25 protein-coding genes and 1 pseudogene are annotated in these 23,395 nt (G+C 64.7%); 4 read left to right on the plus strand and 22 right to left on the minus strand.

Annotation, left to right across the window (positions count from 1 at the left end):
• The 16 genes and pseudogenes from VEC01_RS15640 to VEC01_RS15715 all read right to left on the minus strand — a co-directional run.
• Positions 1–325 (minus strand): annotated as a pseudogene (locus tag VEC01_RS15640) (8-amino-7-oxononanoate synthase); the annotation flags it as partial.
• A 2-nt stretch (positions 326–327) separates the two neighbouring features.
• Positions 328–1,719 carry an adenosylmethionine--8-amino-7-oxononanoate transaminase gene (gene bioA, locus VEC01_RS15645; protein WP_414691460.1) on the minus strand — a complete coding sequence of 464 codons (1,392 nt, stop codon included), beginning with the start codon at positions 1,717–1,719 and terminating at the stop codon, positions 328–330.
• Positions 1,720–2,139: an endonuclease domain-containing protein gene (locus tag VEC01_RS15650; protein ID WP_324901834.1), complete on the minus strand. Its 420-nt coding sequence runs from the start codon at positions 2,137–2,139 to the stop codon at positions 1,720–1,722.
• Between the two features lie 43 nt (positions 2,140–2,182).
• Complete coding sequence (locus VEC01_RS15655; RefSeq protein ID WP_324901835.1) at positions 2,183–2,968, minus strand: enoyl-CoA hydratase/isomerase family protein; 786 nt, start codon at positions 2,966–2,968, stop codon at positions 2,183–2,185.
• Between the two features lie 24 nt (positions 2,969–2,992).
• Positions 2,993–4,600, minus strand: coding sequence for a carboxyl transferase domain-containing protein (locus VEC01_RS15660; RefSeq protein ID WP_324901836.1), 1,608 nt, complete (start codon positions 4,598–4,600; stop codon positions 2,993–2,995).
• The gene (locus VEC01_RS15665; protein ID WP_324901837.1) at positions 4,597–4,992 is read right to left on the minus strand and encodes a YchJ family protein; all 396 of its coding nucleotides are present in this window, start codon (positions 4,990–4,992) and stop codon (positions 4,597–4,599) included. The genes VEC01_RS15660 and VEC01_RS15665 overlap by 4 nt, the downstream gene beginning before the upstream one ends.
• Positions 4,992–5,393 (minus strand): rhodanese-like domain-containing protein, encoded by a 402-nt coding sequence (locus tag VEC01_RS15670; protein ID WP_324901838.1) that lies wholly within the window; start codon positions 5,391–5,393, stop codon positions 4,992–4,994. The genes VEC01_RS15665 and VEC01_RS15670 overlap by 1 nt, the downstream gene beginning before the upstream one ends.
• 12 nt (positions 5,394–5,405) lie before the next feature.
• Positions 5,406–6,008, minus strand: a complete 603-nt coding sequence (locus tag VEC01_RS15675; protein ID WP_324901839.1) for a 2-hydroxychromene-2-carboxylate isomerase — start codon at positions 6,006–6,008, stop codon at positions 5,406–5,408.
• 9 nt (positions 6,009–6,017) lie between these two features.
• The gene (locus VEC01_RS15680; protein ID WP_324901879.1) at positions 6,018–7,148 is read right to left on the minus strand and encodes an acyl-CoA dehydrogenase family protein; all 1,131 of its coding nucleotides are present in this window, start codon (positions 7,146–7,148) and stop codon (positions 6,018–6,020) included.
• 11 nt (positions 7,149–7,159) lie between these two features.
• Positions 7,160–7,831, minus strand: coding sequence for an SDR family oxidoreductase (locus VEC01_RS15685; protein WP_324901840.1), 672 nt, complete (start codon positions 7,829–7,831; stop codon positions 7,160–7,162).
• Positions 7,832–7,914: 83 nt separating this feature from the next.
• On the minus strand, positions 7,915–9,096 hold the full coding sequence (locus VEC01_RS15690) for an acetyl-CoA C-acetyltransferase (RefSeq protein WP_324901880.1): 1,182 nt from the start codon (positions 9,094–9,096) through the stop codon (positions 7,915–7,917).
• A gap of 21 nt (positions 9,097–9,117) precedes the next feature.
• Positions 9,118–10,911 (minus strand): bifunctional isocitrate dehydrogenase kinase/phosphatase, encoded by a 1,794-nt coding sequence (aceK, locus tag VEC01_RS15695; protein WP_324901841.1) that lies wholly within the window; start codon positions 10,909–10,911, stop codon positions 9,118–9,120.
• A gap of 3 nt (positions 10,912–10,914) precedes the next feature.
• On the minus strand, positions 10,915–11,856 hold the full coding sequence (locus VEC01_RS15700) for a pyridoxal-phosphate dependent enzyme (protein ID WP_324901842.1): 942 nt from the start codon (positions 11,854–11,856) through the stop codon (positions 10,915–10,917).
• Between the two features lie 34 nt (positions 11,857–11,890).
• Complete coding sequence (locus VEC01_RS15705) at positions 11,891–12,328, minus strand: PaaI family thioesterase (protein WP_324901843.1); 438 nt, start codon at positions 12,326–12,328, stop codon at positions 11,891–11,893.
• A gap of 203 nt (positions 12,329–12,531) precedes the next feature.
• Positions 12,532–13,716, minus strand: coding sequence for an isovaleryl-CoA dehydrogenase (locus VEC01_RS15710; protein WP_324901844.1), 1,185 nt, complete (start codon positions 13,714–13,716; stop codon positions 12,532–12,534).
• 138 nt (positions 13,717–13,854) lie between these two features.
• Positions 13,855–14,292: a MerR family DNA-binding transcriptional regulator gene (locus VEC01_RS15715; RefSeq protein WP_324901845.1), complete on the minus strand. Its 438-nt coding sequence runs from the start codon at positions 14,290–14,292 to the stop codon at positions 13,855–13,857.
• A 153-nt stretch (positions 14,293–14,445) separates the two neighbouring features.
• Here VEC01_RS15715 and VEC01_RS15720 point away from each other — a divergent pair, with 153 nt between their 5' ends.
• Both VEC01_RS15720 and VEC01_RS15725 read left to right on the plus strand, forming a co-directional pair.
• Positions 14,446–15,489 carry an MBL fold metallo-hydrolase gene (locus tag VEC01_RS15720; protein ID WP_324901846.1) on the plus strand — a complete coding sequence of 348 codons (1,044 nt, stop codon included), beginning with the start codon at positions 14,446–14,448 and terminating at the stop codon, positions 15,487–15,489.
• A 246-nt stretch (positions 15,490–15,735) separates the two neighbouring features.
• Positions 15,736–16,143 (plus strand): hypothetical protein, encoded by a 408-nt coding sequence (locus VEC01_RS15725; RefSeq protein WP_324901847.1) that lies wholly within the window; start codon positions 15,736–15,738, stop codon positions 16,141–16,143.
• Here VEC01_RS15725 and VEC01_RS15730 read toward each other — a convergent pair.
• The 6 genes from VEC01_RS15730 to VEC01_RS15755 form a co-directional block, all read right to left on the minus strand.
• Positions 16,121–16,921, minus strand: a complete 801-nt coding sequence (locus VEC01_RS15730; protein ID WP_414691461.1) for a helical backbone metal receptor — start codon at positions 16,919–16,921, stop codon at positions 16,121–16,123. The two genes, VEC01_RS15725 and VEC01_RS15730, sit on opposite strands and share 23 nt — an antisense overlap.
• On the minus strand, positions 16,921–17,706 hold the full coding sequence (locus tag VEC01_RS15735; RefSeq protein ID WP_324901849.1) for an SDR family oxidoreductase: 786 nt from the start codon (positions 17,704–17,706) through the stop codon (positions 16,921–16,923). The genes VEC01_RS15730 and VEC01_RS15735 overlap by 1 nt, the downstream gene beginning before the upstream one ends.
• A gap of 115 nt (positions 17,707–17,821) precedes the next feature.
• Positions 17,822–18,487, minus strand: coding sequence for a thiol:disulfide interchange protein DsbA/DsbL (locus tag VEC01_RS15740; protein WP_324901850.1), 666 nt, complete (start codon positions 18,485–18,487; stop codon positions 17,822–17,824).
• 34 nt (positions 18,488–18,521) lie between these two features.
• Positions 18,522–19,187: an SPOR domain-containing protein gene (locus VEC01_RS15745; protein WP_324901851.1), complete on the minus strand. Its 666-nt coding sequence runs from the start codon at positions 19,185–19,187 to the stop codon at positions 18,522–18,524.
• A 20-nt stretch (positions 19,188–19,207) separates the two neighbouring features.
• Positions 19,208–20,947, minus strand: coding sequence for an arginine--tRNA ligase (gene argS, locus VEC01_RS15750; RefSeq protein WP_324901852.1), 1,740 nt, complete (start codon positions 20,945–20,947; stop codon positions 19,208–19,210).
• 74 nt (positions 20,948–21,021) lie between these two features.
• On the minus strand, positions 21,022–21,423 hold the full coding sequence (locus tag VEC01_RS15755) for a gamma-glutamylcyclotransferase family protein (protein ID WP_324901853.1): 402 nt from the start codon (positions 21,421–21,423) through the stop codon (positions 21,022–21,024).
• Positions 21,424–21,560: 137 nt separating this feature from the next.
• On the opposite strand from VEC01_RS15755, the gene VEC01_RS15760 reads away from it, so the two are divergent.
• Both VEC01_RS15760 and VEC01_RS15765 read left to right on the plus strand, forming a co-directional pair.
• On the plus strand, positions 21,561–22,634 hold the full coding sequence (locus VEC01_RS15760; protein WP_324901854.1) for a 3-deoxy-7-phosphoheptulonate synthase: 1,074 nt from the start codon (positions 21,561–21,563) through the stop codon (positions 22,632–22,634).
• A 62-nt stretch (positions 22,635–22,696) separates the two neighbouring features.
• Positions 22,697–23,389: a cytochrome c4 gene (locus VEC01_RS15765; RefSeq protein ID WP_324901855.1), complete on the plus strand. Its 693-nt coding sequence runs from the start codon at positions 22,697–22,699 to the stop codon at positions 23,387–23,389.
• Positions 23,390–23,395: the final 6 nt, after the last annotated feature.

Here is a 23,395-nt window from a genome sequence, read left to right on the forward strand (position 1 = left end):
AATACAGTGCGCGCGGCGCTTCCAGGTGCGGCGCCAGGAATCCGGCAAAGCGCTCTTCCAGCAGCGCATGCGCGCGCGAATGGCCGCTGATCAGGTGCGACGCGCCGCTGCCGGCGCCGTAGCGCGCCGCACCCTCCCGCAAGGCGTCGACCAGGCTTGGATGCGCGGCCAGGCCGAGATAGTCGTTGCTGCAGAAGGCAAGCAGTTCGCGCCCGTCCACCGTCGCCTGCGGCGCGCAGGGCGTATCCGCGACCCGGCGCCGGCGGCGCAGCCCCTGGCGGTCGAGCTGCTGCAGGTCCTGTTCGAGCGCGGCGAGCAGTTCCATCGTCATGCCCCCAGCACCCGGTCGAACACCGCCTGCGTGCGTGCGGCGAGCAGCGCGATCTCCTCGTCGTCGAGGATGTAGGGCGGCATCAGGTACACGGTGCGGCCGATCGGGCGCAGCAGCAATTCCTGCCGCAGCGCTTCGGTGAAGAACCGGCGTGAAAAGGTCGCCGCCTTGTCCGGCTCGTCGACCACCGCGTCGAAGGCCAGGATCATGCCGCGCTGCCGGAAATGCCGCGCCTTCGGGTGGTCTCTCAGCGGCGCGAACGCGGCGGCGATGGCGTGCGATCGCTCGCGGTTGCGGCGCAGCACATCGTCTTCCTCGAAGATCTGCAGCGTCGCCAGCGCCGCGCGGCAGGCGAGGGGATTGCCGGTATAGGAATGCGAGTGCAGGAAGCCGCGTGCCAGATCCGGGTCGTAGAACGCCTGGTAGATAGCGTCGCGCGTCATCACCAGCGACAAGGGCAGGTAGCCGCCGCTGATGCCCTTGGACAGGCAGAGGAAATCCGGCCAGGCCGTGCCATCCTGGTTCGCGGCTTGTTCCGAGGCGAAGAAAGTGCCGGTGCGGCCGCAGCCGACCGCGATCTCGTCGGCGATCAGGTGCACCTGGTAGCGGTCGCACAGCGCGCGCACCTGTTGCAGGTAGACCGGGTCATACATTGCCATGCCTGCCGCGCATTGCACCAGCGGCTCGATGATGACCGCCGCGATCGACTCGCTCCTCTGCCGCAGCAGGGTTTCGAGTTCCCCCGCGGCGCGGCGCGCGACATCGGCGGCCGATTCGCCTTCGCCGGCGGCGCGCGCGTCGGGCGACATCACGACATGGGCCTGCTGCAGCAGCGGGCCGTAGGCATCGCGGAAAATCGCGACATCGGTGACCGCCAGCGCGCCGACGGTCTCGCCGTGGTAGCTGCCTTTCAGGCACACGAATTCGCGCTTGCCGTCCTTGCCGCTGTTGCGCCAGTAATGGAAGCTCATCTTCAGCGCGATCTCGGTCGCGGAGGCGCCGTCGGACGCATAAAAGCAGTGGCCGAGCGCATGGCCGGTAAGCGCGGACAGTTTTTCCGACAGCGCAATCACCGGCTCGTGCGTGAAGCCGGCCAGCATCGCATGTTCGAGCAGGTCGAGCTGTTCCTTCAGCGCCGCATTGATGCGCGGATTCGCATGGCCGAACAGGTTCACCCACCAGGAGCTGATCGCATCCAGGTAGCGCCCGCCGTCGGCATCGTACAGCCACGCGCCGCGCCCGTGGCTGACCGGCACCAGCGGCACCGTTTCATGGTGCTGCATCTGCGTGCACGGGTGCCAGACGCTCTTCTTGCTGCGTGCGATCCAGTCGTTCGCGACCCGGTCGGTTGTGAGACTTGCGTTCAAGTACTGCTCCACGTAATGCATCTACTGGACGGCTCCTTCCCCCTTGCAGGGGGAAGGTTGGGATGGGGGTACGACGGCCAAAGCATCGGCTACAACAGCCAATACCCCTTCAAAATTCTCCAATACATCGTTATTCCAGAACCGAAGAACCCGCCAGCCTTGTTGTTGCAAAGCCGCTGTTCTCCGATTGTCATATTCCGTTTGCTCCTGATGCTGGCCGCCGTCGAGTTCGATGACCAGCATTTTGTTGATGCAGGCGAAGTCCGCGATATAACGGCCGATTGGATGCTGGCGGCGAAATCGGCATGCTCCAACCTGCTTCCCTCGCAATGCCTGCCAGAGCTTGTATTCGGCGATTGTCAGGTCGCTTCTCAAGGCTCTTGCATTGATGGTTCTTTCCGGTTTGATACGCCTTCTATCGTTCAACCTCCGCACCCCCATCCTAACCTTCCCCCTGAGAGGGGGAAGGGACCGTTCTTTATGCTTAACCCAGCCACCCCGGCTTGCGCTTCTCCAGGAACGACTTCACGCCCTCCCTGCCTTCCTCCGAACTGCGGATGTCGGCGATGCGTTCCGCGGTGTCGGCGATCAGCTCCGCCGTCAGCGGCCGGCCGGCGACGTCCTGCACCAGGCGCTTGGCTTCCTTTACCGCATTCGGGCTGTTCGTGACCAATGCCTTGACGATGTCTGCGACCGCGCCATCCAGCGCTTCCGGCGCCACCGCCTGCTGCACGAAACCGATGCGCTGCGCCTCCTGCGCGGAAAAGCGTTCCGCCGTCAGGAAATATCGGCGCGCGGCATTGGCGCCCATTGCGATGATCACGTAGGGCGAGATTGTCGCAGGAATCAGGCCGAGTTTGACCTCGCTCAGGCAGAAATTCGCAGCCTCGCTGGCGATGGCGATATCGCAGGCGGCCGCCAGCCCCATGCCGCCGGCGTAGCAATCGCCCTGGATTTTTGCAACTACCGGTTTCGGACAGGTGTAGATGGTTCGTAGCATTTCCGCCAGCTGCGCCGCATCCGCGCGATTCTCGTCGTGCGTGTAGCCGGCCATTTTCTTCATCCAGTTCAGGTCGGCGCCGGCGCAGAACGCCGGACCGTTGGCCGCCAGCACGATCGCGCGCAGCGCCGCAGTCTGCCCGAGTTCGCCGAATGCCCGCGTGATTTCGGCGATCGTGGTTTCGTTGAATGCGTTGCGCACGTCGGGCCGGTTCAGGGTCACGGTGGCGACCTGCGCCGCGATGCTCACATCGATTGTCTGCCAGTTCACGTTGTTTCCTTCCATACGCTGTCGTCAGATCCGGAACACGCCGAACTTGGTCTCGGGAATCGGCGCATTCAGCGATGCGGAGAGCCCCAGACCGAGCACCATGCGGGTATCGGCCGGGTCGATCACGCCGTCATCCCACAGCCGCGCGGAGGCGTAATACGGATGGCCCTGGTGTTCGTACTGGTCTCGGATCGGCGCCTTGAATGCCTCTTCCTCTTCCTTCGACCAGCTGCCGCCCTTGCCTTCGATGCCGTCGCGCTTGACGGTGGCCAGCACGCTCGCCGCCTGCTCGCCGCCCATCACGGAAATCCGCGCATTCGGCCACATCCATAGCATGCGCGGCGAGAATGCGCGGCCGCACATGCCGTAGTTGCCGGCGCCGAAGCTGCCGCCGATGATCACGGTGAATTTCGGCACGGCGGCGGTCGACACCGCGGTCACCATCTTTGCGCCGTTGCGCGCGATCCCCTCGTTCTCGTACTTGCGGCCGACCATGAAGCCGGTGATGTTCTGCAGGAACACCAGCGGGATCTTGCGCTGGCAGCACAGTTCGATGAAGTGGGTGCCCTTCAGCGCCGATTCCGAGAACAGGATGCCGTTGTTGGCGATGATGCCGACCGGCATGCCGAAGATATGCGCGAAGCCGCATACCAGCGTGGTGCCGTAGCGCGCCTTGAACTCGTCGAATTCGCTGCCGTCGACGATGCGCGCGATCACTTCGCGCACGTCGAAGGGCTTGCGGGTGTCGGCCGGGATTACGCCGTACAGTTCGCTCGGGTCGTACTTCGGCGGCACCGGCTCGCGCAGCAACAGCGGCTGCGGTTTCCTGCGGTTGAGATTGGAGACGATGGTGCGCGCGACCGACAGCGCATGCATGTCGTCTTGCGCGAGATGGTCGACCACGCCCGACAGCCGGGTATGCACGTCGCCGCCGCCGAGGTCTTCGGCGCTCACCACTTCGCCGGTCGCGGCCTTCACCAGCGGCGGGCCGCCGAGGAAGATGGTGCCCTGTTCCTTGACGATGATCGACTCGTCGCTCATCGCCGGCACATACGCGCCTCCGGCGGTGCAGGAACCCATCACCACCGCGATCTGCGGGATGCCCTTGGCCGACAGGTTGGCCTGGTTGTAAAAGATGCGGCCGAAGTGGTCGCGGTCGGGGAACACGTCGTCCTGGTTCGGCAGGTTGGCGCCGCCGGAATCGACCAGGTAGATGCAGGGCAGGTTGTTCTGGTCGGCGATCTCCTGCGCGCGCAGGTGCTTCTTCACCGTGATCGGATAGTAGGTGCCGCCCTTGACCGTGGCGTCATTGCATACGATCACGCATTCCTGCCCGGCCACCCGGCCGATGCCGGTGATGATGCCGGCCGACGGCGCGGCATTGTCGTACATGTCGTATGCGGCCAGCTGCGACAGTTCGAGGAAGGGCGTGCCCGGGTCGAGCAGCATCTGCACCCGGTCGCGCGGCAGCAGCTTGCCGCGCGCGACGTGCTTCCTGCGCGCTTCCTCGCCGCCGCCCTGCGCGATCTTCGCCACCTTTTCCTTCAGGTCGTCCACGATCTTTTGCATGGCTGCCGCATTGGCCCTGAAATCTTCCGAACGCGGATTGAGTTTCGATTCGAGTATTGTCATTGTTGTCTTTCCGGAAAACTGCCATCTATATAAAACCACTTGCCGTCCTCGCGCACGAAGCGGCTGACCTCATGCAGCCGGTGCGCGCGCCCGCCGACCTTGTAGCGCGCAACGAATTCCACCATCGCCGCATCGCCCGCCGGCACATGCCTTTTCACTTCCAGCCCCAGCCACTTCGTGCCGTCGTCCTGCGCGATCGCATCCGCCGGGCGGGTGCTCGCATGCCAGCTCGCCTTCAGGTAGTCTTCCTTGCGCAGCACGTACGCGCTGTAGCGCGAGCGCATCAGCTGCTCGGCCGTCGCCGGCAAGTCGCCGCCGTCGACGAAGCGGCCGCAGCAGTCCGCATAGCTCGCGCCGCCGCAGGGGCAGGCAGACGATTCCTTCTTTGCCATTACGCCTTCTTCGCTTTCTCCGCCACCTGGCCGCCGGCCGCCTTCCAGGCGGAAAAGCCGCCTTCGATATGCGCGACCTTGTCCATGCCCATGTCCTGCACTGTCTTGGTGGTCAGCGCGCTGCGCCAGCCGGCGGCGCAAAAGAAGATGTATTCCTTGTTCTCGCCGAACACCGGCTTGAAGTAGGGCGAATCCGGATCGACCCAGAATTCAATCATGCCGCGCGGCGCGGAGAACGCGCCGGGGATGACGCCTTCGCGCTCCAGCTCGCGCGGATCGCGCACGTCGACGAACTGCACGTCCGGGTCGCCCAGCCTGGCCTTCGCTTCTTCCACGCTGTAGGTCTTCACCTGCGCCATCGCTTCATCGACCAGCGCCTTGTAGCCCTTCTTCATCGCCATCGCGTCTTCCCCTCAGATCTTTCCGTTTTTCAAAAATGCCTCGAGCTGGTCGAAGCGGTCGAAACCCCAGAACGGCTCGCCGTCGGCGATCACGAAGGGCGAGCCGAATACGCCGCGCGCCATCGCCGCATCCACCTGCGCCTTCAGCGCATCCTTGACCGGCTGGCTGTTGGCCCCCTCCAGCATCGCATCAGTGCGGATCCCGACCGCCTGCGCGGCACGGCCGATCCCCTCCGGCTGCGTGATGTCTGCGCCGTCGACGAAGTACGCCGCATAGGCCGCCTTCGCGAACGCCACCGCCTTGGCCTCGCCGAAACTCTGGTCTATCCACGTCATGGCGCGGGCGGCGAGCTGGGTCGCGATCGGAAAGTTCGCCGGCCGCCGGTACGGAATGCCGTGAAAGCGCGCGGTGCGTTCGAAATCGCGGAACGAATATTCGCCCTTCAGCGGCACCGTCGCCAGCGGCACGCTGCCGGTGGTCTTGAATACGGCGCCGAGCAGGACCGGGTGCCATTTCACCGTGCGTCCATGCCTTGCAGCGAGCGCGTCGATGCGCGTCGCGGCAAAGTAGCCGTACGGCGAGGAAAAGTCGAAATAGAAATCCAGCCGCGCCATCGTTTCCTCTTACGCCAGCGCGCGGCCGATCAGGATCTTCTGGATGTCGCTGGTGCCTTCATAGATCTGGCAAACGCGCACGTCGCGGTAGATGCGTTCGACCGGGAAGTCGCTCACATAGCCGTAGCCGCCGTGCACCTGGATCGCATCCGAGCAGACCCGCTCGGCCATCTCGGTGGCGAACAGCTTGGCCATCGCCGCTTCCTTCAGGCAGGGCTTGCCGGCATCCTTCAGGCTGGCCGCGTGCCAGATCAGCTGGCGCGCCGCTTCGATCTGCGTGGCCATGTCCGACAGCCTGAACTGCACCGCCTGGTGCTCGAACAGCGGCTTGCCGAAGCTGGTGCGTTCCTTCGCATAGGCGAGCGCGGCATCGAACGCGGCGCGCGCCATGCCGACCGCCTGCGATGCGATGCCGATGCGGCCGCCTTCCAGGCCGGACAGCGCGATCTTGTAGCCCTGGCCTTCCTCGCCGATCAGGTTCTGCGCCGGAATGCGGCAGTTTTCGAACAGGATCTGCGCGGTATCCGAGGAATGCTGGCCCATCTTTTCCTCGAGCCGGGCGACGACGTAGCCGGGCGTATTGGTCGGCACCCAGAAGGCGCTGATGCCTTTCTTGCCGGCGGCCTTGTCGGTCACCGCCATCACGATCGCGACATCCGCATATTTGCCGCTGGTGATGAACTGCTTCACGCCGTTCAGCACGTAATGGTCGCCGTCGCGGGTGGCGGTGGTGCGCAACGCGGCGGCATCGCTGCCCACATGCGGCTCGGTCAGGCAGAACGCGCCGAGCATCGTGCCGCGCGCAAGCGGCTTGAGCCATTGTTCCTTCTGCGCCTCGTTGGCGTACATCATCGCGATGCTGCACACCGGGCAGTTGTTGACCGAGATGATGGTCGAGGTGCCGCCGTCGCCGGCGGCGATTTCCTCCAGCACCAGCGACAGCGACAGGTAGTCGAGGCCGGCGCCGTCGTACTGCTCCGGCACCGCGACGCCGAAGGCGCCGAGTTCAGCCAGTCCCTTCAGCTCTTCCTTCGGGAAGTGGTGTTCCTTGTCCCAGCGCGCGGCATTCGGCGCAAGGCGTTCCTGCGCAAAGCTGCGCAGTGCGTCGCGGATCATTTCATGTTGTTCTGACAGAACCATCATTTTCCCCTTTACCAGGCCAGGTTGCGGCCGGCGTAATTCCTGTAAGTGCCGCTGTCTTCTTTTTTCAGGTTGCCGATCACGTTCAGCAAGCCGGCAACGCTTTCATCGACTGCAATCGATGCATTCGGCCCGCCCATGTCGGTGCGCACCCAGCCGGGGCAGAGCGCGACGAAGGTCGCCGCCGGATAGTCGAGCGCGGCGCTCTTGACCGCCATGTTCAGCGCCGCCTTCGAGGTACGGTAGATCCAGCCGTAGCTGCTATCGGTCTCGGCTATGCTGCCCATGCCGCTGCTGATGAAGGCGAATGTGCCCTGCGCCGCCTCCACCATCGGCGCGACCAGCGGGATCGCCTGCATCGCGCCGAGCACGTTGGTGTGCATGACCTTGTCGAAATCCTGCGCGGCCGGCGGCGCCTTCGGGCTTTGCCCCTGCGGGCCGTACACGCCGGCCACGTACACCGCGAGGTCGAGCTTTTCGCCGTCGAGCTGCCAGCCGAGGCCGGCCAGCGAATCGGGACTGGCGACGTCGAGCTTGTACGCTTGTGCGCCGGCCTGCTTCAGGTCCGCGAGCGACGCGTCGTCGCGGGCGGTGGCGTGCACGTGCCAGCCGGCGGCAAGCAGCTGGCGCACGAATTCGCGGCCGATGCCGCGCGAGGCGCCGAGGATGAGGGCGGTGGGCATGATCGAGTCCGAAGAAAAGTCGTTCAAAGTTCCTGCTGCCAGTCCCCTCCCCCGGAAAGGGGGAAGGGGCCGGATGCAGGTTGTTACACCAGCTCGATCGCCATCGCGGTGCCTTCGCCGCCGCCGATGCACAGCGACGCCACGCCCATCTTGCCGCCGGTCTTCTTCAGCGCACCGATCAGGGAAACGATGATGCGCGCGCCGGAAGCGCCGATCGGGTGGCCGAGCGCACAGGCGCCGCCGTGGATGTTGATCTTGTCGTGCGCGATGCCGAGGTCGCGCATCGCGGCCATCGGCACCACCGCGAACGCCTCGTTGATCTCGAACAGGTCGACATCCTTGGTGGTCAGGTTCAGCTTCTTGTACAGCTTCTCGATCGAACCGATCGGCGCGGTGGTGAACCAGTTCGGTTCCTGCGAATGGGTCGCATGGCCGAGCACGCGGGCGATCGGCTTGCAGCCGAGCTTCTGCGCGGTCGATTCGCGCATCATCACCAGGGCCGCCGCGCCGTCGTTGATCGAGGAAGAGGAGGCGGCGGTGATGGTGCCGTCCTTCTTGAACGCCGGCTTGAGGGACGGGATCTTGTCGAGGCGCGCCTTGAGCGGGCCTTCATCCTTGTCGACCACCACGTCGCCGGCCTTGCCGGCGATCGTCACCGGCGCGATTTCCCACTTGAAGGAACCGTCGTTGTTCGCTGCCTGCGCGCGCTTGACCGACTCGATCGCGTACGCATCCTGCGCTTCGCGGGTGAACTCGTATTTGGCCGCGCATTCCTCGCCGAAGGTGCCCATCGAGCGGCCCTTCTCGTAGGCGTCTTCCAGGCCGTCAAGCATCATGTGGTCGTACATCATCGCGTGGCCGATGCGGTAGCCGCCGCGCGCCTTCGGGATCAGGTAGGGCGCGTTGGTCATCGATTCCATGCCACCGGCGACCACCACCTCGTTGCTGCCCGCGATCAGCGAGTCGTATGCGAACATTGCCGCCTTCATCGCCGAGCCGCACATCTTCGACAGCGTCACCGCGCCGGCGGACACCGGGATGCCGGCCTTGATCGCCGCCTGGCGCGCGGGGGCCTGGCCCTGGCCGGCCATCAGGCAGTTGCCGAACAGGACTTCGTTTACGAACTGCGGCTCCAGGCCGGCGCGCTCGACGGCGGCACGGATCGCCACTGCGCCGAGGTCGCTTGCCGACAGCGCGGAGAAATCGCCCTGGAAGGCACCCATCGGGGTACGGGCTGCGCCGACAATAACAATAGGATCGTTCATCATCTATCTCCAGTAGGGTTGCTAGGCGGCCTGCGCCGCGGGGGGTAGGGGTTTGTAGCTGAAGCGCAGTTCCTGCGGATAGGGGAACACGTCCTCGATCTGGCCGTCCAGGATGCGCTGCTTCGCGTTCTGCCAGTACTGCGGGGTCAGCAGGTCCGCATGGTGCTTCAGGAAATACTTCTTTACTTCGGGGTTGCCGAGCAGGAAAGTGCCGAACTGCTCGGGAAAGACATCGCTCTTTGCCACCGGATACCAGGGCTCGCTGGACATCTCGTCCTCTTCGTTGCGGGGCGCCGGGATCGCGCGGAAATTGCAGTCCGTGATGTATTCGATTTCGTCGTAGTCGTAGAACACCACGCGGCCATGCTTGGTCACGCCGAAATTCTTGTACAGCATGTCGCCGGGGAAGATGTTCACGCCCACCAGCTCCTTGATTGCATTGCCGTACTCGACCATGCCATGCTCCAGCGCCGCATGGTCGCCGCGCTTTTCCGCCTCGGCCAGCCAGATGTTGAGCGGCGTCATGCGGCGCTCGATGTAGAGGTGCCTGATGATGATTTCATCGCCCTCTTCCTCGACGATCGACGGCGCCACTTCCTTCAGTTCGGCCAGCAGTTCGGCCGCGAAGCGCTCGCGCGGAAAGGCGACGTTGGAGTACTCGAGCGTGTCGGCCATGCGGCCGACGCGGTCGTGGTTCTTCACCAGCAGGTATTTTTCCTTCACCAGCGCGCGCGTGGTTTCCTTCGGCGGCGGGAAGTGATCCTTGATCACCTTGAACACGTAAGGGAAGGACGGCAGCGCGAACACCACCATCACCAGCCCGCGGATGCCGGGCGCCGCCTCGAAGCAGTCGGAGGAATGGCGCAGGTGGTGCAGGAAATCGCGGTAAAACGCGGCCTTGCCCAGCTTCTGCAGGCCGAGGATGGTGTAGATCTCGCTGCGCGGCTTGTACGGCATCAGCGTGCGCAGGAAGTGCACATAGGCGGACGGCACTTCCATGTCGACCATGAAGTAGGCGCGCGTAAACGAGAACAGCACCGTGATCAGCGTCGGGTCGAACAGCACCGTGTCCAGCACCAGCTGGCCCTTGCGGTTGTAAAGGATCGGCACGACGAACGGATAGATGCGGTTGCCGTTGATGCCCTTGCCGATGATGTAGGCGCCCTTGTTGCGGTAGAACAGCGACGCCAGTACCTGGATCTGGTGGTTCGGCTCCATCAGGTCGCTGCCGAACATCGCGCGCATGCGCGCTTCGACGAAGCCGATGTCGCGGTCGAGATCGGCGAACGCCGGCTGCAGCTGGAAATTGGTGACGATGCGCTTCAGCGTGAAGCGCAGGCCGTCCTTGGCCGGGTAGTACACGCGATAGGTCGGCTGCGGCTCGTCGGTTTCGATGTATTCGGTCGACACCGCCGGCCGCACGAAGATGAAATCGTTGTGGTAGTACGAGCGGTGCAGGATGTTGCAGCACACCGAGTTGAAGAAAGTCTCCGCCAGCTCCGGCTGCTTGTGGTTGATCAAGAGGCCGATGTAATGCAGCTTCACTTCGCGCCACACCTCGTCGCCGATCTCTTCCTGGTCGTATTCATCCTCCAGCGCCTGCACGCATTCCTGCACCCGCTTGTCGTAGAACGCGATACGGTCGCGCGCCTTGGCCTGGGCGGTCTTCCAGTCGCTTCTTTCGAAATAGCGGCGCGCAGCCTGGCTTTCCGCACGGAACAGGCGATAGTGCTTGTCGAAGCCATCCAGGATCGCGCGCGCGATGTCGAACGCGATCTGGGAAGAGAGCAGCTTGGGAAAGGCGGTCTGGGGCATGGTCTATTGCTCGAAGTGGTTCTTCCAAGCCTCCAGTTTAGCCAAATCCACCCCGATGCCGCCGCAGACAACGACCAGTGGCGCATGAAATTCTTTCAGGGCTGGTAGTTGCTCATATGCAACCGCCAGAGCCGCGCCACAGGCCGGCTCCACCAGCACGCGCAGGTCGTCGGCGAAACGCAGGCAGGCGCGCACCGCTTGCGCATCGCTGACGGTCACGCTGCTCACCTCGTGGCGCCGCGTCCAGTCGAGCGCCTGCCGCGCGACGCGCTTGGCGCCGAGCGTGGTTGCGATCGAGGTGATCGCGGGCAGCGTGACCAGCTGCCCGGCCTGCACGGCGGCATGCAGCGAGGCCGCACCTGCGGTTTCCACCGCGATCACCGGCACATGCGCCTTTCCGTTGCGGTGCAGGCCTTCAAGGACGCCGCATAGCAGGCCGCCGCCGCCGACCGCGCAAATGACGGCATCGAAGTCGCGCCCGTGTTCGTGCGCCTGCGCGACCGCCTCGTCGATCAGCGTCGCGTTGCCGTCCCAGATGTCGGGATGATCGAACGGCGGCACGTAGACGGTGTCCGGCTGTTCGCACAGGCGGCGCGCTTCCTCGTTGGTCTCGTCCCACACGTCGCCGTGGACGATCACGTCGGCGCCGGTGGCGGCGATCCGGAAGCGCACCGATTCGTGCGTGGTGCGCGGCACCAGGATCGTGGTGCGCACGCCGAGCGCGACGCCGGCGACGGCGGCGGCAAAACCGGCATTGCCGCCGGACGGACAGACGAAGCGGGCCGCGCCCTGCTGCGCCGCGCGCTCGCACAGGCGGCCGATGCCGCGCAGCTTGAAGGAGCCGGACGGCTGCAGGCTCTCCATTTTCAGCATCACATGCCGCCCGCACGCGGCGGACAGCGCGTCGTGTTTCAGCAGCGGGGTGGCGATATGCAGCGTAGTCATGATGGAAATCTGGCGCGGGTTGGGCGGCTGCTGTTCACGCGGCGCTCCTGGCCAGCACAGCCATGGTGGCGGACAGCTTGCTGATCATCGTTTTGCGGCCGTCGGCAACCGCGAAAACCTCCGCCTCCACCACATGAAAGGCACGCCCGGGCTTGAGCACCTGCGCGCGGCACAGCAGCGCATCGCCCTTGCCGACGCGCAGCAGATGTATCTTGAATTCGGAGGTCAGGATGAACTGATCGGCCGGCGTCACGGTCATCGCGGCGCCGCCCGCGGTATGATCGGCGATGGTCGCCTGCACGCCGGCGTGGATGACGCCGGTGTGCTGCAGGTGACGCGGCGCGATGCGCAGCGATGATTCGCACCAGCCGGGGCCGCAATCGACAAGGGAAATGCCGAGCTCGGACAAGAAGGCGGCTTCGCGGAAGCCGTGTTCAACGACCTTGCGGTAATCGGGATCGGGAGCGTGCATGGGTTGTCTCCGCCAACAGTGCTCTGGCTGCCTGCCCTCCCCCTCGAAGGGGGAAGGTTGGGATGGGGGCTGGGCGATTGAGCTTGCGTGCCCGCGGACTCGCCCGATATTCCGGTTGCGCGTGCGCAGTCCCTTGCTCAACCTCACCACCTTCATCCTGCCCCTCCCCCAGGCAGGGGAAGGGAAGCGTGCAGCGATGGTTTTTACTTCGTCTCCGCAAACAACTCGCGCCCGATCAGCATCCGGCGGATCTCGCTGGTGCCGGCGCCGATCTCGTACAGCTTCGCGTCGCGCCACAGGCGGCCGACCGGATATTCATTGATGTAGCCGTTGCCGCCCAGGGCCTGGATCGCCTCGCCCGCCATCCAGGTCGCCTTTTCAGCCGAATACAGGATCGCACCGGCTGCATCCTTGCGCAGCGCGCGCACCTGTTCCGGCGCCGTGGCGCGGTCGCAGGCCTGGCCGACGGCGTACACGTAAGCCTTGCATGCCATCATGGTGGAGTACATGTCGGCGATCTTGCCCTGCATCAGCTGGAATTCGCCGATCGGCTGGCCGAACTGTTTGCGGTCATGAATATAGGGCACGACCGCATCCATGCACGCCTGCATGATGCCGAGCGGGCCGCCGGACAGCACGGTACGTTCGAAGTCGAGACCGGACATCAGCACGTTGACGCCCTTGCCGAGGCCGCCGAGCACGTTCTCGGCCGGCACTTCGCAATCCTGGAACACCAGCTCGCCGGTGTGCGAGCCGCGCATGCCGAGCTTGTCGAGCTTTTGCGCGATCGAGAAGCCCTTGAAGCCCTTTTCGATCAGGAAGGCGGTCATGCCGCGCGGGCCGGCTTCGAGGTCGTTCTTCGCATACACCACCAGCACGTCGGCGTCGGGACCGTTGGTGATCCACATCTTGGTGCCATTCAATACCCAGTGGTCGCCTTTCCAGTCGGCGCGCAGGCGCATGCTGACCACGTCGGAGCCGGCGTTCGGCTCGGACATCGCGAGCGCGCCGACATGTTCGCCGGAGATCAGCTTGGGCAGGTACTTCTTCTTCTGCTCGTCGGTGCCGTTGCGCTTGATCTGGTTTACGCAGAGATTGGAATGCGCACCGTAGGACAGGCCGACCGACGCGGAAGCGCGCGAGATTTCCTCCATCGCAACGATATGCGCGAGGTAGCCCATGTCGGTGCCGCCGTATTCCTCGCTGACCGTGATGCCGAGCAGGCCGAGGTCGCCCATCTTCTTCCACAGGTCCATCGGGAACTGGTCGGTGCGGTCGATTTCAGCGGCGCGCGGCGCGATTTCCGCCTGCGCGAACTGCTGCACGGTTTCGCGCAGCGCAGCGATGTCTTCGCCGTGGTCAAAGGTCAAGCCGGGCAAATGAATCATGTCGTCCTCGTGTTGTTGGAGTTATGACAAGCGAAGGGCGCGCGCGCCGCTTCGATTGCCGATGATGAAAATCATACTGCCAATTTACGTTTACGTAAACGTAAAGCAGTTACGGTGAAACTACGGTAGCCGTGCCGTTCAGGCGGCGTCCTTCAGCTTGCGCGGCGAGGCTTTCCTGACCGCAGGTTTCACCGCCTTCTCGCCGTCCAGCAGGCGCCGGCACTCCTGTTCATGCGCGTCGATCTCGGCCAGCGTCACTTCCAGGTCTTCGCGCTGGCGCTCCAGCGTCTCGCGATGCTGCGCCAGCACCGCGAGGAAGCGCTTGAGCTGCGCGGTGGTATCCTTGGGTGACTCGTACATGTCGACCAGCGCCTTGATTTCCTGCAGGGAGAGCCCGAGGCGCTTGCCGCGCAGCGTGAGCTTGAGACGGGTGCGTTCCCGCGCGCTGTACACCCGCGTGCGGCCGCCGGCGCCTTCGCGCTTCGGGCTGAGCAAACCCTGGTCCTCGTAGAAGCGGATCGCGCGCGGCGTGATGTCGAATTCGCGCGCGAGTTCGGTGATGGTGTAGGTCGGCATGGGAATTCCGGTGGTCTCCAGCAGCAAAAACGGATTGTGTTTAGAATCGGTCTTTACCGGTTGCAGTTTACGTTAACGTAAAGCGCATTGTAGACGCGCGGCGCGCAAATGTGAACATGCAAAAATGAAAATTAATCAGCGGAAACGGCACGGATGAACCCCCTCGAATCGCAACTCGATTACGCCTTCGGCGACACCATTCCCGCGCCCGGCGCGCTGCATGAAATCGCCCCCGGCCTCTACTGGCTGCGCATGGGATTGCCGTTCGCGCTCGATCACATCAACCTGTGGCTGCTGGATGACGATGCCGGCTGGACCATCGTCGATTGCGGAATCGCCGACGATGCGACGCGCGCGGCCTGGGAAACCGTGTTCGCGACCGGCCTGGCCGGCAAGCCGGTGCGCCGGGTGATCGCCACCCATTGCCATCCCGACCATGTCGGCCTGTCCGACTGGCTGTGTTCGCGCTGGGACGCGCCACTGTGGATGAGCACCGGCGAATACGGCTTCGCGCGCATGATGTCGGCATCCCTGCCCGGCGTGGACGGCACCGCGATGCTGCCGCATTTCCAGCGTCACGGCGCCACCGACGAGACGGTGCTCGAAAAGCTGCGCGGCCGCAGGAGCTACTATCCGACGCTGGTGCCGGCGGTGCCGGCCGCCTACACCCGGCTGCAGGATGGCCAGACGGTGCGCATCGGCGCGCACGGCTGGCGCGTCATCACCGGCTTCGGCCACTCGCCCGAGCATGTCGCGCTCTACTGCGCCGAGCTTGGCACGCTGATCTCCGGCGACATGCTGCTGCCCCGTATCTCGACCAATGTGTCGGTGTTCGCGGTCGAACCGGAGGCCAACCCGGTGCAGCTCTATCTCGATTCCATCGCAAAATTCCGCGACCTGCCGGAAGATACGCTGGTGCTGCCCTCGCACGGCAAGCCGTTCCGCGGCGCGCACACGCGCATCCGCCAGCTGCAGGACCATCACCGCGAACGCCTGGCCGAGGTGCTCGCGGCTTGCGCATCGCCGCAGTCGGCGGCCGACATCGTGCCGCTGATGTTCAAGCGCGCGCTGGATGCGCACCAGCTCACGTTTGCGATGGGCGAAGCGCTGGCGCACCTGCACAAGCTGTGGTTCGACGGCTTGCTGGTTCGCGATGCCGGCAGCGACGGCATCATCCGCTTTTGCGTCCGCCACTGACACGCCGCCGCCCCCTCCGTCACCCGCCGTTCCGCCCCCTTCCGCGCCCTCCGACCGGTAACTACCGGTATTCACCTTATTGACGCTATGCCGCGTTCCCGGCATAGAGAGCATGTCGTCTGTACGAGTAAAAAACGCATGTCTGCTTGTCATTATGTGTTACAGTGATTTAACACATTAGGTCACAAACAGTTCTTGCAATCTATTGACTGACTGTCAAGCCCTGTCATGGAATAGTGCGCGGTCATGAACCCATCTATTGAACGAGAAAGCTTTAGCGAGCGCCTGCAAATGGCGCTTCGAAATGCGGAATATTCGCCGGACAGCCCGACGCAACTCGCACGGGAATTCAACATCCGGTTTGAAGGCCGTCCTATCACCGTGCATGCCGCACGCAAGTGGCTCGTCGGCGAAGCGATTCCGACCCAGGAAAAGCTGCGCACGCTCGCGCAGTGGCTTGGCGTGCCCGCGGAGTGGCTGCGCTTCGGCGGAGCCGACGGACGCGGCGGCGAAGGGGGCAGCGCCCCTGCGCGTTTCGAATCGGCCGATGTGAAGCTGGTGGCCGACCTGCAAAGGCTCGACCCGCACCATCAGGCGATCGCCCGCGAATTCATCCGCATGCTGCTGCGCCTCAGCCGCCCGACCCAGAAATAGCCAGTTCCCTAAGGTAGCGCAAGCCGGCGATCGCCCGGCTTCCGTACCAGGACATCATTTCTCCGTCGACCAGCCATACCGGTTTGCCGACCTGCCGCTCGAGCGCGTCGGCATGCGCTTCGGTGAAGCGGTACGGCTCGGTCGACAGCAGCACCCCGTCGACCGCGCGCGCAAGCTCGTCCGACCAGCCAAACACCGGGTAGCGCGCCGCCTGCCCGGGCGGCTGCCATACCTGCCAGCCGATTTCTTCCATCATGCGGGCGATATAGGTATCGCACCCCACCGTCATCCACGGGTCCTTCCAGATGCAGTACAACATGGTCCGCGGCCGCCCTTTCGGCAGGGCGTGCAGCAGCGCATATTCGCGTTCGAATTCCGCGCACAGCGCCTCGGCACGCTGCTCCGCGCCGAAGATGCCGCCCAGCAGACGGTACAGCGCCAGGTTGTCGCGCGGCGCCAGCGGGTGGGTGACGACCACATGGGGCACCCATTGCGCCAGCGCGTCCACGGTCGGCTTCTCGTTCTCGTCAATGTTGACGATCAGGTGGGTCGGCGCCAGCGCACGCACCTTGTCCGCCCGCACGTCCTTGGTGCCGCCGACTTTCGCGATGTCGCGCACCACCTCGGCCGGATGGATGCAGAAACCGGTGCGGCCGACCAGCGACGCGGCCAGTCCGAGGTCGCACAGCAGTTCTGTAATGGACGGCACCAGCGACACGATGCGGGCGGTGCCGGGCGCGACCGGCTGATGCGCATGGCCGACGGCATCGACCAGCATCACTTCCCCGCCGCGCGCGCCTTGTGCGGCGCCCTGGAAAAAGCGGCGTCGTACAGCCAGTTCGGCAGCGCGCGCAGCAGCTTGGCGACAATCCCCATCTGCCACGGGATCACAAGGTAGTCCGTGCCGGCGTCGATGGCGGCGCACGCCTTCTCGGCGAACCTATCGACCGGCATCAGGAAAGGCATCGGATAGCGATTGGCCTGCGTCATCGGCGTGTCGATGTAGCCGGGCGCAATGGTGACGACCCTGATGCCGGCCGACCGCAATTCCACCCGCAGCGACTCGCAATAGCTGATCACCGCCGCCTTCGACGCGCTGTACGCCTCGGAACCGGGCAGGCCGCGGATGCCGGCCACGCTGGCGATGCCGACCAGCCGGCAGTCGCGGCTGCCGGCCTGCGCCTGCCGCTTCATCGCCGCGATGAAGGGAGCGAAGGTGGCGACCGTCGCGGTGAGGTTGGTGCCGATGATGCGCTCGAACACGGCGAGGTCTTCCGCATGCTCGGTCAGGGTGCCGGCGGAGACCCCGGCATTGGCGATCACGACATCCGCGCCGCCGTGGGCCTGCAGGAAATCCTGTGCAGCCGCCGCAACTGCCGCATGATCGGTCACGTCGACCGGGTAGATGCGATGGCGCTGGGCGTGCGGCAGGGCCTGCACGAGTTGCTCCAGCGTCTCGCGGCGGCGCGCCAGCAGTCCGAGCGCCGCCCCCTGCTGCGCATAGCGCCGGGCGAGCGCGGCGCCGATCCCGCTGGAGGCGCCGGTGATGAATATGCGTTTCATTCTGTTTCTTCTACATTCGTCGACATGGAATCCGCGGACGGCCGGCAAGCGCCGCGGACAACAAAAAGCCCGCCATTCCTGCAAATGGCGGGCTTCAGTGTAATACCTTGCCGGCTTACTTGCCTTGGGCGCTCTTCTTGACCAGCCAGTCCATCACCTGGAAGGTGGCCTGGAACAGCACCGGTTCCGGCTTGCTGCCGATGCTGGCGCCGACCACGCTGGGCGAGGTCAGGTACTTGCCGTCGACCGCGAGCATCGGCACGCCATCGATCTGGTAAGCCTGCATCAGTTGCGTGGCACGCTTGGCCTTGCTCTGCACCCCGAAGGAGTTGTAGACGTCGAGGAATTTCTGCTTGTCGATGCCGTTCTTGACCACGAAGTCGAGGATCTCGGCATCGGTATCGACGCGCTTCTTCTCGACGTGAATGGTGTTGAACAGCTTCTGGTGCAGCTCCTCGAACTTGCCCATCGCTTCCAGCGTGTAGAACAGCTTTTGCTGCGGCACCATGGAGTCGCGGAAAGCCACCGGCACGCGCTTGAAGTTGATGCGGTCGCCCTGCTTCTTCAACCACGCCACCAGGTCGTGCTCCAGAGCGAAGCAGTGCGGGCAGGAGTACCAGAAGAATTCGGTCACCTCGACCTTTTTGCCGGAGTCGGTCTGCTGCGGCTTGTCCAGCGTGCGGTAGTCGACGCCGCTCTGCGGATTGTCCGGCGAGGCGGCCGCGCCGAAGGCGACCAGGGAAAGGCTCAGTGCCGCGAGGAGATGTTGAAGAAAACGCATACGCTTCCTTTGCTTGTAGAAAAAATTTCCGGGATTACTTCGCCATGCGCACGACAGCCGCATCCACGCCGTTGTCAGACAGCTTGCCGCGCACCTTGTTCATCGCTTCCATCTGGCCGAAGGGGCCGACGCGCACGCGGTACAGCGTGCCGGTGTCGGCCTGCCGCTCGGAGACCTTGGCTTCCACGCCCATCAGCGCCAGCTTGGCGCGCATGCTTTCGGCGTCGGACTGTTCGCGGAACGCGCCAGCCTGCAGGAAGTAGCTCCACTTGTCGTCCTGGCTGTCGGCCTTGGCGTCGGCGGCATCCGGCTTCTTCACGGCCACCGTCGACTGCTCGACCACCGGCGCCTTGCTTTCCTGCTTCGCTTCCGCCCTGGCGTCGCCCTTCGGATCGACCTTCACCACTTCCGGCTTCTTGTCGGCCTGCGGCGCGGCGGTGTTTTCCGGCGGCGCCGGCTCCTTCACGAAGTCCTTCGCCAATTCCTTGGCCGCGCTCCGGTTCCCGTACAAGGGCTTGTTCGGATCGGCGCTCTGGCCGGCAGTCGGCTCCGCCGCCTTCACCCGGCCCGACTTGTCCATAAACGGCATCGGCGTCTTGGTGATTGCCATCGCCACCGCAAGCGCGATGCCCAGGCCGATCACCAGTCCGATGATGATGCCTAAAACGGTTCCGCCCTGTTGCCTGTTATGTTTATGCATACTTCCTCGATTACATGCTGTTACATCCTCGCCGGCGCCGATACCCCGATCAACGCCAGGCCGTTGCGCAGAACCTGGCGTGTCGCGTGCATCAATGCCAGGCGCGCCATCCGGGTGGCTGCGTCGTCCACCAGCACGCGCTCGGCGTTGTAGTAGCTGTGCAGCTCGCCCGCCAGATCGCGCAGGTAGAACGCTACCTGATGCGGGCCGAGTTCGTCGAGGGCTTTTTGTAACATTTCCGGATACTCGGCAAGCTTCTGCAACAGCGCCGCTTCGCGCGGCGAAGCCAGCGGCGACAGGTCGACGCCCACCAGTGTCGTTTCGTCACCGCCCCACTGCGCCATCACCGAGCAGATGCGCGCATGCGCGTACTGCACGTAGTACACCGGGTTCTCGTCGGATTGCGACAATGCCAGGTCGACATCGAAGGTGAATTCGGTATCGGCCTTGCGCGAGATGAGGAAGAAGCGCACCGCGTCGCGGCCACGGGTCAAATCACGATCGAGGCCGCGCTCGCCGTTTTCCTCTTTTGCATCGCCGGCCGACCATTCGATCAGGTCGCGCACCGTCACGTAGGAACCGGCGCGCTTGGAAATCTTCACTTCCTCGCCGTTTTTCATCACCGTGACCATCTTGTGCAGCACGTAATCGGGATAGCCCTCGGGGATCCCGAGGCCGACCGCCTGCAGGCCGGCGCGCACGCGCGCGATGGTGCCGTGATGGTCGCTGCCCTGCACGTTGATCACCTTCTGGTAACCGCGCTGCCATTTCGTGATGTGGTAGGCGACGTCCGGCACGAAGTAGGTATACGTGCCGTCGGACTTCTTCATCACGCGGTCCTTGTCGTCGCCGTATTCGGTGGTGCGCAGCCAGAGCGCGCCGTCCTGTTCGTAGGTCTTGCCGGCTGCGACCAGCGCCTGCACCGCGGCTTCCACCTTGCCATCCGTGTAGAGCGAGGACTCGAGGTAGTAGTTGTCGAACTTCACGCCGAACGCCTGCAGGTCGAGGTCCTGCTCGTGGCGCAGGTAGGTGACTGCGAAGCGGCGGATCGACTCGATATCGTCGGCATCGCCGCTGGCGGTGACCGGCGAGCCGTTGCTGGCCGACACTGTCTTCTTCGCGAGGAAGTCGGCCGCGATGTCGGCGATGTAGTCGCCGTTGTACGCGGCTTCCGGCCATTGCGCGTCGCCCGGCTTGAAGCCGCGCGCGCGCGCCTGCACCGACAGCGCGAGATTGCCGATCTGGACCCCGGCGTCGTTGTAGTAGAACTCGCGGGTGACATCGTAGCCCTGCGCCTCAAGCAGCGAGGACAGCGCGTCGCCCAATGCGCCCTGGCGGCCGTGGCCGACATGCAGCGGGCCGGTCGGATTGGCCGACACGAATTCCACCATCACCTTCTTGCCGGCGCCGCTGCCGCCCTTGCCGTAGGCGGCGCCTTCCTTCTGGATCGCATGCACCACCGCCTGCTTGGCGGCGGCCGCCACCCGCAGGTTGATGAAGCCGGGGCCGGCGATCTCGGCGCTCTCGATCAGCGCGCCCTTGTTGGCGAGCAGGTGATCGACGATGGCCTGCGCGACTTCGCGCGGATTCTTTTTCAGCGGCTTGGCCAGCTGCATCGCGATGTTGCAGGCGATGTCGCCGTGCGCGGGGTCGCGCGGACGCTCCAGCACGACATTGGGCTTGAGTTCGGTTCCGGCGACGATCGGTGCGAGCGCGGCCTGGAACAGGTCGACGATCTGTTGTTTTTGCGAAGCGAGCATGGGATAAAAGACGACGGCGGCAAGGCCGTTTCAGTGATTTCGGAAATGGGGTGAATTATACCGGCAGGCCGCCTTTAGCCCAATTTCTGCCGGCAATAGGAACCGATGAAACGCGCCATCTGGAACGCTTCCGGCCGCCATGGCGACTCCGACAACTTCTGCGGCAGCAGGTAGAGGTAAGAGCCGGCTTCCACCGTTTCGCCGGATTCCAGCCGCACCTGCACCGCGGCGCGCCGGTATTCCGCCCCCTCGAAGGCGTCCAGGGCGTCAATATCGGCCGGCGCGACGTCGAGGTAGAGCACGCCTTCCACCACCGACCCGCGGCGCTCGACCATGCCGGGATAGGTCTCCCCGACGATCTCGAAGCGCGCATGGCCGTCCAGCCGGGCAGGCATGGCGCGGTAGTGGCCGCGCACCACGCGCGTCCAGATTTCCGGGAACATCAGCGAACCGTAGGTGAATACATGGGAGGACATGGAGCAAGGATAACGCCTTCCGGCATTGCTTGCAGACGGGTAACGGTGCCGGACCGGCCGGCGCAGGATAAACTAGCGTTTTTCATTGCACTTTTTTCACACGGCGGCGCACCGCCCAGCGGAGCCGGCAAGTTCTCATGACCACCTTCAATATCGAAAACGTCAACGTTTCTTCTTTCGAAACCATGCCCACGCCGGAGGCGCTGCATGCGCAGCTGCCGCTGACCGACAAGGCGGGCTCCAGCGTGATGCAGGGACGCGAAGCGCTGCGCAACATCCTCGACCGCAAGGATCCGCGCCTGTTCGTGGTGGTCGGCCCCTGCTCAATCCATGACCCGGCGGCGGGCCTGGACTATGCACGCCGCCTGAAGCAGCTGCAGGAGGAGGTGAAGGACACGCTGTTGCTGGTGATGCGGGTGTATTTCGAAAAGCCGCGCACCACCACCGGCTGGAAGGGCTACATCAACGACCCGGACATGGACGACTCCTTCCACATCGAGCGCGGCATGGCCAATGCCCGCAAATTCCTGCTCGACATCTGCGAACTCGGCCTGCCGACCGCAACCGAAGCGCTCGATCCGATTTCGCCGCAGTACCTCGGCGACCTGATCTCCTGGACCGCGATCGGCGCGCGCACCACGGAATCGCAGACCCACCGCGAAATGTCGTCCGGCCTGTCGACGCCGGTCGGCTTCAAGAATGGCACCGACGGCGACATCGGCATCGCGATCAATGCCATCCTGTCGGCCTCGCATCCGCATTCCTTCCTCGGCATCAACGGTCAGGGCAAGGTCTCCATCGTGCGCACCAGCGGCAACCGCTACGGCCATGTGGTGCTGCGCGGCGGCGACGGCCGCCCGAATTACGACACGGTATCGGTGGCGATGGCGGAACAGGCGCTGCTCAAGGCAAAGCTGGCGCCCAACGTGGTGGTCGACTGCTCGCATGCGAACAGCTTCAAGAATCCGGAACTGCAGCCGCTGGTGATGGCCGATGTGGTGAACCAGATCCGCTGCGGCAACAAGTCGCTGGTCGGGGTGATGATCGAATCGAACATCGTCGCCGGCAAGCAGGCGATCCCGGAAGACCTGTCCAAGCTGATCTACGGCTGCTCGGTGACCGACGGCTGCGTCGGCTGGGAAACGACGCAAAAGATGCTGCGCGATGCCGATGCGCTGCTGCGCGACGTGCTGCCGCGACGCATGAGGTAAATACCGGAACCGTGCCGCTCGCCGCGGTTCCAACCCGCATTACGAAGAATACGAAGAAAGACATGGCCGCCTTATTCCCGCGACTGCTGCTGACCGCCTTCACCCTGCTGGCGGGAAGCGCGCTTGCGGCGGACGAAGGCATTGCCAGGCGCGCCGAGCCGTGCGTCACCTGCCACGGCAAAGAAGGACGGGCAACGGCCGACGGCTACTATCCACGCATTGCCGGCAAGCCGGCCGGCTACCTGTACAACCAGCTGCGCAATTTCCGCGACGGGCGGCGCCAGCAGTACCCGTTGATGACCTACCTGGTGCAGCACCTGTCGGACGACTACCTGAAGGAATTCGCGGAGCACTTCGCCGCGCAGCATCCGCCCTATCCGCCGCCGCAGCCGGTGCAGGCGTCGGCTGCCGTGCTCGAGCGCGGCCGCCTGCTTGCGAGCCAGGGCGATCCGGCGCGCGACATTCCCGCCTGCATGGCCTGCCACGGCAAGGCGCTTACCGGCGTCGTGCCGGCCATGCCGGGGCTGCTCGGCCTGCCGCGCGACTACCTGCTCGGCCAGTTCGGCGCATGGCGGGAGGGCGCACGCCATGCGGCGGCGCCGGATTGCATGGCCGAAATCACGCGCCAGCTGTCGCTGGAAGACATCAATGCGGTGTCGTCCTGGCTGGCCGCGCAACCCGTCCCGCCCGGCGCGCGGCCGGCGCCGTCGCTGCCCGGCAGACTGCCGATCGCCTGCGGCAGCGTTCCACAGTGAGACGAT

Origin of the sequence: Noviherbaspirillum sp. (assembly GCF_035627455.1) — a bacterium.
In the GTDB taxonomy this organism is placed as follows: Bacteria; Pseudomonadota; Gammaproteobacteria; order Burkholderiales; family Burkholderiaceae_D; genus Noviherbaspirillum.